The following is a 13,165-nucleotide window of genomic DNA, read 5'->3' on the forward strand; positions in this document are numbered from 1 at the left end:
CCTCAGACAGCTTTGGCGATCGAAGAAGTGGCGGCGGCGCTAACGGCAACGACGCGCTGGACGAAAATACCTGGGGTGATGATGTGTTCTGGGTCAAGCTCGCCCAGTTCGACAATCTGGTCCACCTGGGCAATCGCCGTCTTGGCCGCCATCGCCATGATCGGGCCGAAGTTACGCGCGGCCTTGCGGTAGGTGAGGTTGCCCCAACGGTCACCCTTGTACGCCTTGATCAGGGCGAAATCCGCGTGCAGCGGCATCTCCAGTACGTACTGGCGGCCGTCGATCTCACGGGTTTCCTTGCCTTCGGCCAGCAGGGTGCCGTAGCCGGTGGGCGAGAAGAACGCACCGATGCCCGAACCCGCGGCGCGGATACGCTCGGCCAGGTTGCCTTGGGGCACGACTTCCAGCTCGATCTTGCCAGCGAGGTACAGCGCATCGAATACGTAGGAGTCCGACTGGCGCGGAAACGAGCAGATCACCTTGCGCACGCAGCCTGCCTTGAGCAAAGCGGCCAGGCCAATCTCACCATTGCCAGCGTTGTTGCTGATGATGGTCAGGTCGCGGGCACCCGTTGCGATCAGGCCATCGATCAGCTCGGACGGCATGCCGGCAGTGCCGAAGCCACCGACCATGATGGTCGAACCGTCGGTGATTCCTTCCACCGCGCTGGCGATGGACTCAAACGTTTTATTGATCAAGGCGAGTTCCTGATTGTTGTTGGCGTATAAAAATGACCGGCTGGCCAGAGCACGGTAGCGCAAGGGGGGCAGTTGCGCAGCGAAGGGTGTGCTGGCTTGCGCTATAGCGTGCCGCAAAACGGGGCAGCAAGTAGAGAGGCCAGGGCGGGATCTGTGCGGTTATCGAACTGTTGTGGGGGGTGTGCGCAGGGTTTCAGGGCCCCTTGCCCGGCGGTACCGGGCGAGGGGCCCTTCAGCCTCAGCCCTGCTCCAAGCCCTGCAGCCGATGAAAGCGCCGGTCCCAGCAGCGGCGGCGCCTCGGCCTGGGGGTGGTGTACGCCGAGCACCTCGCCCAGGAAGATCGCATGGCTGTGCCAGTCGACGACCTTTGCCACACGGCAATCAAAGGCCACCACGGCATCGCTGCACAGCGGCGCGCCGCTGGCCAGGTTGGCCCATTCACCTTGTGCGAAGCGCTCGGCGCGGCGCGAGGCGTCGCTGAACACCTCGACCAGCGGCACCGTGTGGGCGGCCAGCACGTTCACGCAGAAGTGCCCACTGGCGCCGAGCAGGTCGAACATCGAGGCGTTACGGTTCACGCAAACCAGCAGCGTCGGTGGTTCGGCGCTGACCGAGGTGACCGCCGTGGCAATCATCCCGCCGCGCTCCTCGCCGTGGCGGCTGGTGATCAGGCACACACCCGCGGCCAGGCTGCGCATGCCGGCACGGTAGGCGTCGGCGATCAGCGCGGGGTTCATGGCAGCTCCTTGAGTACACGGCCTTCGATCGGGTGGTGGGGGTCCACCGGGCCCAGGCTCGAGCTTTTACCTGGCGAGACCAGCGCATCGCAGAAGGCTTCGTCTTCAGCGTGCCACGGGCAGGCGCGGGCGGCCAGGCCATCTTGCCATTGCGCGAAGGTGCGCGGGCCCACCAGGGTGCTGGTCACCAACCGGTTGCGCATCACCCATGCTTGGGCCAGGTGCGCGGGCTGGCGGCCCGTGCGCTCGGCGTAGGCGGCCAACGCGGCGGCGGCGGCCAGTGACTCGGGGCGCCACTCGGCCTCGAGCATGCGTGGGTCGGCCCGGCCCGCGCGGCTGCTGGCATCAGGCTCGGTGCCAGCGCGGTACTTGCCGGTGAGGATGCCCCGCGCCAGTGGGCTGTAGCACACGCTGCCGGCGCCGAAGTGCGCTGCCGCCGGAAGGATCTCCACCTCGGCCTCACGGTTGACCAGGTTGTACAGCGGCTGCGAGGCCACCGGCCCGGTGATCCCGGCCTGGGCCGCCAGGCGCGCGGCCTCGGCCAGGCGCCAGGCCTTGAAGTTCGACACCGCGAAATAGCCCACCTTGCCGTCGCGGATCAGGTCGGCGAAGGCCAGCACCATCTCCTCCAGCGGGGCGTTGAAGTCGGCCTTGTGCATGTAGAGGATGTCGATGTAGTCGCTGCCCAGCCGGCGCAGCGAGGCATGCGCGGCTTCGCGGATCCACTTGCGTGACATGCCGCGCTGGTTGGGCCCTGCGCCCATGGGGTTGCCGACCTTGGTGGCCAGCACCCAATGATCGCGTTCGGCGGCGATGGCGCGGCCGACGACCCGCTCGGATTCACCGCCGTTGTACAGGTCGGCGGTGTCGATGAAGTTCACCCCGTGCTCGCGGGCGTCGGCGATGATCCGCCGCGAGGTGGCCTCGTCGGTGGCGCCACCGAACATCATCGTGCCCAGGCAGAGGTCGGACACCTTGAGCCCACTGCGGCCCAGATAACGGTATTGCATGGCAAAGCACCCTCGTTGGCAGGCGGTCAGGCCGGGATCACGGCAGTCGTGGCGATCTCGACCAGAAACTCTGGGCGGACCATTTCAAGCTTCACGCAAAAGCGCGCCGGCAGCAGCGTGGGGAAGTAGCTGACGTAGATCTCGTTGAAGGCGTGGTAGTCCTCCAGGTTGCGCAGGAAGATCTGGTTCATGGTCACGTGGTCCAGGCTGCTGCCGGCGGTTTCCAGCACCACCTTGATGCTGTCGAGCACACGGCGGGTTTGCACCTCGATGCTGCCTTCACCCACCAGGCTGCCGTCGATCGGGTCGGTGGAGAGCATGCCGGCCACGTACACGTGGTTGCCGGCCTTGATGCCCCAGTTCAGATGGTTCAGGCCCGTAGCGGTTTTGCCGATGGCCCAGCCAGCAGGGTTGATCGCTTGGTTCATCTCGGTACTCCAGTCAGTGCTAGGAAAAAACGGGGTTAGCGGTTGCCGCGCAAGAACGGCCGGCCGAGGTCCGCCGGGGCGGCGCCGGCGCGGCCCATGGCGACCCAGGCAAGCAAGGCGACCACGAACGGCGCGGCCATCAGCAGCGGTGGGGCGATCTGGATGCCCAGGTACTGGCCCTGGAACTGCAGCGCTTCGAGCAGCCCCAGGGCGAGCGCCACCAGCAGCGCGCGCAGCGGCTGCCAACGGGCGAAAATGGCAATGGCGATCGCCAGGTAGCCGCGCCCAGCGGTCATGTTGTCGATGAACACGCCGCCGGAGGCGACCACGCACAGGTACGCGCCACCCAGCCCGGCCAGCAGCCCGGTGAACAGCGTGGCGCCCAGGCGCAGGCCCAGCACGGGTTGGCCGGCGGCGTCCAGGGCGGTGGCGTTTTCACCGGCGGCGCGTAGCAACAGGCCCAGCCGGCTAAAGCGCAGCACCGCCCACAGCGCGACCGCCAGCAGCACCGCCAGGTAGAACACCGGGCTTTGCGAGAACAGCGCCCGGCCCAGCACTGGCAACTCGGCCAGCCCCGGCAGCTTGAGCATGGTCACCGCGCGTAGCGAACCGGCTGGCGGCGCATCGGCCAGGGCCAACTGGCGGATCAACGAGGTCGCGCCAATGGCCAGCAGGTTGAAGCCAATGCCCATCACGATCTGGTTGGCCCGCGCCAGCACGGTGCCCAGTGCCAGCACGGCCGCGGCCACGCCGCCGCCGAGCATGCCCAAGGCCAGCGCTGCCAGCGGCGAGCCGGTGTGCGCCAGGCCCAGCGCCGAGGCGATCGCGCCGAACAGCATCAGCCCCTCGAGGCCGATGGTGAATACCCCGGCGCGTTCGGACAGCACTTCGCCAAGGGCGGCCAACAGCACCGGGACGCACAAACGCACGCCGCCGGCCAGGAACAACGCGAGGGTTACCGTGTTGAAGTCCATACGGGTTTTCCTTTGGTGAGCAGGGCGCCGCTGATCACGGCCAACAGAACGATGGGCAGGCCGCTGAGCACGTCGGCCAGCGCCGCCGGGATCGACAGCGCGCTTTGCAGGGCCAGCGCGGCGTTGTTCACCGCGCCGAAATACAGCGCCACGAGCACCGCGCCGAAGGGCTCCAGGCCCGCGAGAAAGGCCACCGCCAGCCCCTCGAACCCCAGGCCGCTGGAAAAGCCGTCGATCAGCCGGTACTGCACGCCAAGCACTTCGAAGGTGCCGGCCAGCCCGCCAATCGCCCCAGACAACGCCATGCTCGCCAGGATCATCTGCCCGGCCTGTTGGCCCTGCAGGCGCACGAAGCCGGGGCTTTGGCCGCTGGCGCGCAGTTTCAGGCCGAACGCGCTGTGCTGCAGCAGCACCCACACCGCCACGGCGATCAGCAACGCCAGGATCACCCCCAGGTGCAGCCGGGTGCCGTCGATCAACGGCGTGAACACCCCGCCCGGGGGCAGCTGCGCCGACATATTGAAACTCGACCCGGCCGGGCGCATCGGCCCCTGCACCAGGTACTTCAAGGCGTAGATGGCGATGAAGTTCATCAGTAGGGTGACGATGATCTCGTCGCTACCGCGCCACAGCTTGAGCAGCGCCGGGATCACCCCCCACAGCGCCCCGCACAGCGCGCCGCTGAGGATGGCCAACGGCAGCAGCGCCGGGCCCAGGTCGCCAAAGGCCAGGTAGGGCAACATTGCGCCGATCGCGCCCATCTGCAGTTGGCCCTCGCCGCCGAGGTTGAACATCCCGCCACGGATCGCCACCAGCGCGCCGAGCGCCACCAGCAGCCGTGGCGCCATGAACACCAGGGTGTCGGCCAGCGCACGGGCGTCGCCAAAGGCGCCCTCGGCAGCCACCCGCAGCGCCGCGGGCAACGAGAAGCCAAGGCAGGCGATCAGCCCCAGGCCGAGCAGCAGCGAGCCGATGAACGCGCCCAGGGTGACCTGCAGCGCCAGCGGCGCGCTGAGCCGAGTGAGTCGCCGGCGCAGCTCGGCCAGAATCAGTGTGGGCTCAGGCATGGGCAGGCTCCGGGGTGGTTGAGGGAGTAGGGCGGCCTTGGGTCATCAACGGGCCGATGGCGCTCACGCTCATGCCGGCGCCGCGCACCTCACCGGTGATATAGCCGCCGTTGAGCACCACGATGCGGTCGGCCACACGGATCAACTCATCGATGTTCGATGAGATGATCACCACGCAGGTGCCCGCGCAGGCGGCCGCGGCCAGGCGTTCGAGCACCGCTTCGGCGGCGGCCACGTCGAGGCCGCGGGTCGGCTGGTACACCAGCAAAATGGGCGCGGCCTGGTCCAGCGCCCGGGCCAGTACGATTTTCTGCTGGTTACCGCCAGACAACGCCCGCGCCGGTGTCGCGTGGGAATGGGTGCGGATGTCGGCCGCGGCGATCATCGCCTGCGCCCGTTCACCGATGGCCTGGTGGTCGAGCAGGCCGGCGCGGCGAAATTCGCCGGCCATGATCCGCCGGTACAGCAGGTTCTGGGCGACGGAGAGGTCCAACGATAACCCTTCGTGGTGGCGGTCTTGCGGAACCAGCGCCACTTCGGTACTGGCGGCGCGTAGCACTTGGCCGGCGTGCGCCGCGCGCTGCCCGGCGAGCAGCTCGAACAGCTCGCTCTGGCCGTTGCCTTCCACGCCGGCAACGCCCACCACCTCGCCGGCGCGTAGCAGCAAGTCGACGCCGTGCAAACCGGGCGAGCCACTGGCCGGCCGCACGCTGGCGGCGGCCAGGCGCAGGCATTCCTGGCCAGCCTGGCGCGGCGGCCCGATGCGGGTGCCGCTGGCCACCGCGTGGCCAACGATGCGCTCCACCAGCTCGGCGGCGTGGGTGCTGGCGATCAACCCGCTGCCGTTGGTGCGGCCCCGGCGCAGTACGGTGTAGCGGTCGGCGTGGGCCAGCACTTCATCGACGTTGTGGGTGACCACCGCCACCGCCGTGCCGCGCTCGCGGATGCGCCGCAGGGTGGCGTAGAGGTTTTCGGTTTCGGCCGGGGTGAGGATGGTCGAGGGTTCGTCGAGCAACAGCACGCGGCTGTCATCGACCAGCGCCTTGAGAATTTCCACCCGTTGTTGCAGGGCCAGCGGCAAATCGCCGACCACCGCTTGCGGGTCGAGGTCTACCCCGTAGCCGGCCATGAACGCGCGCACAGCGGCCGGCCGGCGCAGGGCCGCGCGGCGTTCGCCCTTGGCCACCAGGGCGAGGTTCTCGGCCACGCTGAACGGCAGCACCAGTTTGAAGTGCTGGTGGACCATGCCGATGCCATGGGCGATGGCGTCAGCCGGGCGCCGGTGAATCACCTGGCGCCCGGCCATCAGCACGCCGCCTTCGCTGGGTTCGTGCACGCCGTAGAGGATGTTCATCAACGTCGACTTGCCGGCGCCGTTCTCGCCCAGCAGGGCGTGGATTTCGCCGGCCTGAAAGGCCAGCGACACCTTGTCCAGGGCCAGGAACCCATTGGGATAGCGTTTGCTCACGTGGTCGAGCTGGATGGCCGGGGCTGGCATGGGCGTCACTCTTCGAGCTTGATCTTGCCGGCTTTGAGGTCATCGATGACCTTGAACACCTGGTTTTCGACGTTGCTGTCTACATGGGCGAACGGCCGCGCCAGGGTCCAGCCGTTGGAGGCCAGGTTCTCGGTGACGATGCGGTTGCCCAACTGGCCGGCGGCGTAGGCCTTGCCGATGTCGGCGTAGCTTTTGCCGAAGTTCATCACGGTGGAGGTCATTACCGCGTTGGGGTAGGCCTTGGCCTGGTCGGCATAGGAGCCGATGCTCAGCACGCCTTCTTCATCGGCGGCCTGCTGGATGCCAGCGTCGGCGGTGTCGGCCGAGGGGATGACGAAGTCCGCGCCGCGGGCGATCACCCCCGTGGCGATTTCCTTGGCCCGCGCTACGTCGACGAACGACCCCACGTAGGCGGTATCCACCTGCACCTTGGGGTTGATGTAGGCCGCGCCCTTCTTGATGAACTGCATGGTGCGCTCGGAGGAGGGGATCGGCTCACCGCCGATCACCGCGATATGGCCGTTCTTGCTCGCGGCGGCGGCCAGGGCACCGAGCACGAAGCCGTATTCGTCCCAGTCCACCGACCAGGCAGAGTAGTTGCCTAGCTGGTTGGTCGAGCCTTCGTAGGAGTACAGCACGAACTGGGTGTTGGGGTAGGCCGGGGCCACCTCCTTGATCGCCGCAGAGTAGCCGGACGAGTGGGCGATGATCAGCTTCACTCCGTCGGCGGCCAGTTGCCGCAATGCTGCCGGGGCGGCTTCGTAGGAGGTGTGCTCAAGGTAGCTGGGTTTGAAGCCCTGCTGCGTGGCCATGGCCTTGAAGCCTGCGTAGCCGGCGCTGTCCCAGGTGCCCTGGGTCACGGTCTGGGTGAACAACGCCGCCACCCGTGGCGCGTCGGCGGCCTGGGCAAGTGGGGCGCCGAAGGCGGCGGTGGCCGCGAGGGCCAGCATCATGTGAACGTTCATCGCAAAACTCCTGGTGCACAGCGTCGAAGGGGAACGGGCGTTCAGTTCAGCGGCAGGATCAAGGTCACGTCGATTTCGGCGAGCAGCGCCGGGTCGGCCAGCCCGGCCACCACCACGAAGGTGCTGGCCGGCAGGCAGTGCCCGGCAAAGAACGCCTCGCGGGCCCGGTGCAGTGCCGGGATCGCCTCGCGGTTCAGTGCATAGGTGGTCAGCTTCACCACCGCCTCCGGGCCCACCCCCAGCCCAGCCAGGGCCCGGCCGATGTTGGCCCAGATCTGCCGTGCCTGGGCGTCGAGGTCGCCGTGGCCGACCACCTCGCCCTGTTCGTTCCAGGCCACCTGCCCGGTCAGAAACACGGGCTGGCCAGCGCGCAGCACGGCATGGTTGTAATAGGCCTGGTGCTTCAGGCCGGGCGGGTTGAACGGCCCCGGCTTCATACCCGGGCCGCCTTTTGCAGGGCCCGGGCGTTGGTCTGTACGCCGTGCTGTTCGAGCACGGCGAGCACCTCGGTGCCGACGGTGCGCAGGTCGGCGATGAAGTCCGGGACGATCACCGTGACCCCATCGAGCTGCGCGCCCTTGATGATTTCCGCCAGCTTCACGCCGATGGTTTCCGGGCTGCCGACCAGTGCCGCGCGGGTCATCGAATTGCGCTGCTCGCCCTGGGAGACGAAGCGCTGGGCCATGGTGTTCTGCTTGAAGCTTTTGTCGCCGGAGTATTCGCGGGTCTGGTTGTCGAGCGCCACGGTGTCAACGCCGGCGTCGTACAGCGCCACCCGCTCACGGGCCTCAGCGTCGGTGGCGCCGGGTACGATGGTGAACAGGCCGTAGGTCTTGAAGCCCGGCTTGCCTTGCTGGGCGGCCAGCTCCTTGGCGCGCAGGCCGGTCTTGATGAAGTCGTCGTGGTCCGAACCGAGCATGAAGCTCCCGCTGCAGTGGCGCATGGTGAACAAAAAGCCGCGGTCGGAGGCGCCGGCGCAGATGATCGGCGGCGGGCTGGCCGGCTTGGGGTTGGACATGCAATCGGTGAGGGTGTAGTGCTTGCCGCTGTGGTCCACCCGCTCTTCGCTCCACAGGCGCTTGAGCACGGTCAGCCACTCCTCGGCCATTTCGTAGCGCTCGGCATGGTCGAGGTCTTGCCACAGGCCCATCTGGCCCTGGTCAGTCGGGTTCGAGCCCGAGACGATGTTCAGGCCGAAGCGGCCGCCGGAGATCTGGTCGAGCACCGCGCTCATCTTCGCTACCACCGCCGGGTGGAAGACCATGGTGTGCACCGTGCCCCATACGCCGATGCGGCGTGTGGCCTCGGCCAGGCCGGCCATGGTGGTCATGCTTTCGAGGGTCACGTCCCAATGCTTGGACGGGCCGCCGTAGCCGCGCCACTTGGCCATCGACAGGGCGAAGTCGAAGCCCAGCTCCTCGGCGAGGATCGTCACCTCTTTGTTATAGGCGTAGGTGGCGGGCAGTTGCGGGCTGGTGGTCGAGGTGATCCAGCCGCCATTGCCCACCGGCAGGAACACGCCGAACTCCACGCGTTTATCGTCGTTGCCAAGCATGGCTCAAATCCTCGCTTCAAAGTGCCGCGCACCGGCCTCGGCGAGAAACGCCAGGGCGATGCGGTTGAACGTGTCGGTTTGGGTTTCGGAAAAACTGTGCCCGCCGCGCGGCACCACCCGCAGTTGCGCGCCGGGGATGGCCTCGGCGAGCAATCGCGATTGGTAGGGCGGGGTGAGGATGTCGTCTTCGGCGCAGAGCACCAGGGTGGGGGTGCGAATGTGTGGCAGTTGCGCGCTGGCGTCGTGGGCCATGATCGCGTCGATGCGCCGCAGTACGGTTTCCCGCGCGGGGAAGTTCGCCGCCGAGGCCAACAGCGCTGGCGACAGCGTGGCGGCGTGGCTGCGCACGTGCTCTGGCGGGTAGAGGAACAGCGCGCTGCCGTGAACGTATTCATCGAGCGAGGTGCCTTCGAGCAATGCCCGGCGCATGCGGAAGCACCAATTGAAGTGCGCATCCGACTTGCCCCAACTGGCGTACAGCAGCAGCCCGGCCAGCAGCTCTGGCTCGCGGGCGGCCAGCACCTGGCCGATGGCGCCGCCGGTGGAATGGCCGATCAGCAGCGGGCGCTCCAGGTCCAGGGCGCCGATCAGCGCCTGCAGGTCGTCGGCGAGCATCTCGATGCTGTAGGGCATCGCCGGGTGGTCGCTGCGCCCGGCGCCGCGCTGGTCGTAGGTGATCACCGTGTAGTGTTCGGCCAGTGCCTCGATCTGCGGTGCCCAGTAGGCGCCGGTGCCGCCCAGGCCGGAAACGAGCACGACCGCCGGCCCTTGGCCATGGCGCTCGTACTGCGTGCTGATTCCATTGGTGACGATGCTCGGCATCTTGGGTCCTCTGTGCGGTGGCCGCCGGTTGCGATGGGCTATTTATGGCATGGCCCCCGGCGCGCCGCGTAACCACGAATGCTGCATGGCGTGTTGCCCGAATTCGAACACCTCACTGGCCGGCCGCGAGAGGGAAGCGCCCCTTGAGAAACTTCAAGAATGCGCTGGCGGCATAACTCGGCACTCGCTCCTGGTGCACGCACACCGCTGAGCGCACGTTGCCGAAGGCCTCCAGGGCAATCGGGATGGCCTTGAGCAGCCCGGCGTCGATCTCGCGCTGGGCCGAAATCCGCGGGCCGATGGTCACGCAGGCGCCCAGCACGGCGGTGGCGCGCAGCACCTCGAGGTTGTTCGCCTCGACCACGATGCGCGGCTTGAGCCGCTGCGCCTCGGCGGCGCGGTCGAACAACTGGCGCAGCCCAAAGCTCTGGCGCGGTAGCGCCAGCGGGCGTTTGCTCAGTTGCGAAAGGCTGACCTGCGCCTCGCCGGCGAGGGCATCAAAGGGGGCCACCAGGCACACCACGGGTTCCTTGCGCTCGGCAACCACCTGAATTTCAAAGCGCAGTTCGGGGTTGTAGAGGATGCCGATGTCGGTTTCGTCGCGGATCAACGCCTCGACGATCAGGTCGCTGGAGCAGGTATTGACCTGAAAATCGATACCCGGGTGCAAGGCCATGAAGGCGGCCAGGGTTTCCGGCAAAAAGTTCGACAGCACCCCTTCCATGGCGTGGATCTTCACCTCGCCCTGGTCCAGCGAACGGAACGCCGCGATGCCCTCGCGCACCCGCTCCAGGTCGCGGAACAGGGTGCGGGTGTAGCGCTCGAGCATCACCCCGGCGGCGGTCAGCTCCACGCCGTTGGTGGTGCGCTCGAACAGCGGCGCGCCGAGTTGGTGTTCGAGCAGCGAAATCTGCCGGCTGATCGCCGACGGGGTGACGTGCAAACGGTCCGCGGCGCGGCGAATCGCCTTGGAGCGGGCGACCTCGTTGAAGTAACGAAAAGCGATGAAGTTCAAGCAGCGCTCCTGCACAGCCATGGTGCGCGACGGCAAGCGGCTGTTGCGATTTGGGCAACAGGCCGGGCACGGTGGGCCCGGGCGTTGGCAGGTGGTGGGGTGAGGGGAGGCTATGCAGGGTTTGTGCCTGGGGGAGCGGTGCCGGCGGCACCGCTCAACTGGAGCTGGCTGGCTAGGTGGGTAGGGCGGGTGGCATTGCGCCAACGGCCCTCAGCTCAATCACCGCCCGCCAAACGCCTGGGCATCGATCACCTGGCTGGCCGGGAAGCCGGCCGGGATCAGCCCCTGTTGCTGGTACAGGTCGATGGTGCTCTGCTGCAGCGCCAGTACTTGTTGCACGTCGGTGACCGGGCCGTTCACCTCGCGCTGCACCTTGGCCAAGGCCACGTCTTGCGGCAGCTTGAGCAGCTCGGCAAGGGTGTGGGCGTAGGCCTCGGGGTGGCTCGCGCCCCAGGCGCGGGCCTTGGCCAGGCGTTGGGCGAAGTCCTTCAGTGGCGCGCCTTTGCTCGCCAGGGCGCTGTCGGCGGCCACCAGGTAGTTGAAGCTGGGGTAGTCCTTGCCATCGGCGAGGATGCGTACGCCGCTTTGCTTGACCGCGAACGACACGTACGGCTCCCAGGTCGCCACCGCCGCCACGCTGCCGTTGGCCAAGGCCAGGGTGGCTTCGGCCGGGGTGGTGTTGACGAAGGTCACGTCGCTGGGTTGCAGGCCCGCGCGCAGCAGCGCGGTGAGCGCCAGGGCGTGGCCGGAGGAGCCCTTGACCGCGGCGATCTTCTGGCCCTTGAGGTCGGCCACCGACTGCACCGCGGAATGGCCATTGACGATCAGCGCGTTGCCCAGGTACCGCGAGGCCTGGATGGCTTTGGCCTGCAGCCCCGCGGCGGCGGCAAAGGTCAGCGGCGCGTCGCCCACCGGGCCGGCGTCGAGGTAGCCGGCGCGCAGGGCTTCGAGCAACGGCGCGGCGTTGGGAAACTCCCGCCACTCGATGGTATAGGGCGCGCCCTCGAGGGTGCCGGCGGCTTCCATCACCGCGCGGGCGTTGCCGCGCTGGTCACCGATGGTCAGGGTTTGTGCGTGGGTGGTGGTTGCAACGAACAGGCAGGCGAGGGCGGCCAGCCGGGCGAGGGTCTGCATGTGAGGCTCCTGTGTCAAGGCGCCCCACGCTACGAAGCCTGAAAGCGAAACCGAAAGACCGTTTGGGCATGGCGCCATAACCGGGCGCGGCGTGCTCAGCGCCGTTGGGCCCCTGGCGCGTTCGTCAGTTCAGCGGAATCACCCAGGCCCGCGGCGGCTCAATCGGAAGAGGGTACTGGCGCCGGCCAGCCCCCGCATTATCGAAAAAGGAGCCGCCCATGCAATTGTCCGATGCCTATGAGTTGATGGAGTGCGACCTGCTGGAGGCGAACCGGGCGTTGCGTGAAGGCTGGACGCTGCTGGCGGTGACCGCCGCGAGCAGCCCGGTGCTGGCGAGCCAACTGCGAACCGTTTACGTGGTGGGGCGGGATAAAAAAGCCGTGAACAACACTCGGCAGTTGTGAGGGTGGGGCCAAGGCAACCCGGCGGGCGGTCCAGCCGGCCGCCCGTTGCTCGGCTTGCGCCACGAATACGGTGGTTTAGCCCGCTTCCAGCGCGCGCGCCCAGTGGGCTTCACGCTGCGGCAGCGAGGCCGCCAGTGAGGCCAGGTCGCTGGCGGGCATCAGCTCACAGTAGGCGGCTTGCCAACTGCGGACATGCACCTGGGCGATGGCCCTGGCGTCGGCGGGTAGCCCTTTACGAATCATTGAAAAGCCTTTGGCGCGGTAAACGGTTAGGGGCGTGTAGTGTGGTTCGTGCTGATGAACAGGGTGTGAAAGGCAGGCCGGCTGCCTGCCTGGATTGAGGGCCCATCGCCCGGCACAGCCGGCCTCTCATCAAACAAAAAATATCCCCTTGTTTTTTAAAAGAAAAAATCAAGCAGCCCTCACCAGTTCCATCCCCAACTTCCGGGCCTTGCGCAGCAAGGCCCGGAATTGCCTTTCCTTGCTTTGCTCTTCAAACGCCTCGATGCCTTGCTCTACATAGGGCTGGCCTTTGGTCAACATTGCATAGATCAACCGCGCTACCTGATGGGCTGTGGCCTTGATCGCACAGCTGGTATCCATTCGCGCGAGACGCGCTCGATGGCTGGCACCGATAAAGCTTTTGTCGTTCCGTGCATTCGACGCCGCTTGCTTGAGCGCCTGCGCTGCCCGGTTCATCACTTTCGGGCCGCCGCCTGATAACTGCCGGCCACCCGATATTCGAGTGGGCGGCGCTAAACCTAACCAAGAACAAAAGTGCTGCGACGTTGGAAATCGAGAGAGATCCGGGCCAATTTCGCTGGCGATGACCAGAGCCGTGTCGACACCGATCGTGGG

The 13,165-nt window shown here is 67.2% G+C and carries 16 protein-coding genes; 1 reads left to right on the top strand and 15 read right to left on the bottom strand.

All coding sequences use genetic code 11. The features are described from left to right. Window positions 1-2: 2 nt before the first annotated feature. The 13 genes from ACFZCE_RS17275 to ACFZCE_RS17335 form a co-directional block, all read right to left on the bottom strand. Window positions 3-698: a 3-oxoacid CoA-transferase subunit A gene (locus ACFZCE_RS17275; RefSeq protein ID WP_390941130.1), complete on the bottom strand. Its 696-nt coding sequence runs from the start codon at window positions 696-698 to the stop codon at window positions 3-5. Between the two features lie 101 nt (window positions 699-799). Beyond that, window positions 800-1,435 (bottom strand): flavin reductase, encoded by a 636-nt coding sequence (locus ACFZCE_RS17280; RefSeq protein WP_390941132.1) that lies wholly within the window; start codon window positions 1,433-1,435, stop codon window positions 800-802. After that, window positions 1,432-2,445 (bottom strand): aldo/keto reductase, encoded by a 1,014-nt coding sequence (locus tag ACFZCE_RS17285; protein WP_390941134.1) that lies wholly within the window; start codon window positions 2,443-2,445, stop codon window positions 1,432-1,434. The genes ACFZCE_RS17280 and ACFZCE_RS17285 overlap by 4 nt, the downstream gene beginning before the upstream one ends. Before the next feature lie 26 nt (window positions 2,446-2,471). After that, window positions 2,472-2,873 (bottom strand): Rid family hydrolase, encoded by a 402-nt coding sequence (locus ACFZCE_RS17290; protein ID WP_390941136.1) that lies wholly within the window; start codon window positions 2,871-2,873, stop codon window positions 2,472-2,474. Window positions 2,874-2,908: 35 nt separating this feature from the next. After that, a complete protein-coding gene (locus ACFZCE_RS17295) occupies window positions 2,909-3,847 on the bottom strand; it encodes an ABC transporter permease (protein ID WP_390941138.1) in 939 nt (312 codons plus the stop codon). Next, a complete protein-coding gene (locus ACFZCE_RS17300; RefSeq protein ID WP_390941140.1) occupies window positions 3,829-4,914 on the bottom strand; it encodes an ABC transporter permease in 1,086 nt (361 codons plus the stop codon). Before ACFZCE_RS17300 ends, ACFZCE_RS17295 begins: the two co-directional genes overlap by 19 nt. Then, window positions 4,907-6,412 carry an ATP-binding cassette domain-containing protein gene (locus ACFZCE_RS17305; protein ID WP_390941141.1) on the bottom strand — a complete coding sequence of 502 codons (1,506 nt, stop codon included), beginning with the start codon at window positions 6,410-6,412 and terminating at the stop codon, window positions 4,907-4,909. Before ACFZCE_RS17305 ends, ACFZCE_RS17300 begins: the two co-directional genes overlap by 8 nt. A gap of 5 nt (window positions 6,413-6,417) precedes the next feature. Continuing rightward, window positions 6,418-7,377, bottom strand: coding sequence for a BMP family ABC transporter substrate-binding protein (locus tag ACFZCE_RS17310; RefSeq protein ID WP_390941143.1), 960 nt, complete (start codon window positions 7,375-7,377; stop codon window positions 6,418-6,420). 41 nt (window positions 7,378-7,418) lie between these two features. Further along, the gene (locus ACFZCE_RS17315) at window positions 7,419-7,814 is read right to left on the bottom strand and encodes a Rid family hydrolase (protein ID WP_390941145.1); all 396 of its coding nucleotides are present in this window, start codon (window positions 7,812-7,814) and stop codon (window positions 7,419-7,421) included. Continuing rightward, window positions 7,811-8,932: an LLM class flavin-dependent oxidoreductase gene (locus tag ACFZCE_RS17320; RefSeq protein ID WP_390941148.1), complete on the bottom strand. Its 1,122-nt coding sequence runs from the start codon at window positions 8,930-8,932 to the stop codon at window positions 7,811-7,813. Before ACFZCE_RS17320 ends, ACFZCE_RS17315 begins: the two co-directional genes overlap by 4 nt. A gap of 3 nt (window positions 8,933-8,935) precedes the next feature. Further along, entirely contained in the window at window positions 8,936-9,754 is an 819-nt protein-coding gene (gene rutD / locus ACFZCE_RS17325) for a pyrimidine utilization protein D (protein WP_390941150.1), read from the bottom strand. A 112-nt stretch (window positions 9,755-9,866) separates the two neighbouring features. Beyond that, the gene (locus ACFZCE_RS17330; protein WP_390941152.1) at window positions 9,867-10,769 is read right to left on the bottom strand and encodes a LysR substrate-binding domain-containing protein; all 903 of its coding nucleotides are present in this window, start codon (window positions 10,767-10,769) and stop codon (window positions 9,867-9,869) included. Between the two features lie 219 nt (window positions 10,770-10,988). Next, window positions 10,989-11,903 (bottom strand): aliphatic sulfonate ABC transporter substrate-binding protein, encoded by a 915-nt coding sequence (locus ACFZCE_RS17335; protein WP_390941154.1) that lies wholly within the window; start codon window positions 11,901-11,903, stop codon window positions 10,989-10,991. A 218-nt stretch (window positions 11,904-12,121) separates the two neighbouring features. Here ACFZCE_RS17335 and ACFZCE_RS17340 point away from each other — a divergent pair, with 218 nt between their 5' ends. Then, complete coding sequence (locus tag ACFZCE_RS17340) at window positions 12,122-12,307, top strand: hypothetical protein (RefSeq protein ID WP_390941156.1); 186 nt, start codon at window positions 12,122-12,124, stop codon at window positions 12,305-12,307. A 75-nt stretch (window positions 12,308-12,382) separates the two neighbouring features. Here ACFZCE_RS17340 and ACFZCE_RS17345 read toward each other — a convergent pair whose 3' ends face one another. Together ACFZCE_RS17345 and ACFZCE_RS17350 are read right to left on the bottom strand one after the other, a co-directional pair. Further along, entirely contained in the window at window positions 12,383-12,550 is a 168-nt protein-coding gene (locus ACFZCE_RS17345; protein ID WP_390941158.1) for a hypothetical protein, read from the bottom strand. Between the two features lie 168 nt (window positions 12,551-12,718). After that, window positions 12,719-13,165: transposase (locus tag ACFZCE_RS17350; protein ID WP_390941160.1), on the bottom strand; the 447-nt coding region annotated here is incomplete at its 5' end.

The organism is Pseudomonas sp. NPDC007930, assembly GCF_042958985.1.
Classification (GTDB): Bacteria; Pseudomonadota; Gammaproteobacteria; order Pseudomonadales; family Pseudomonadaceae; genus Aquipseudomonas.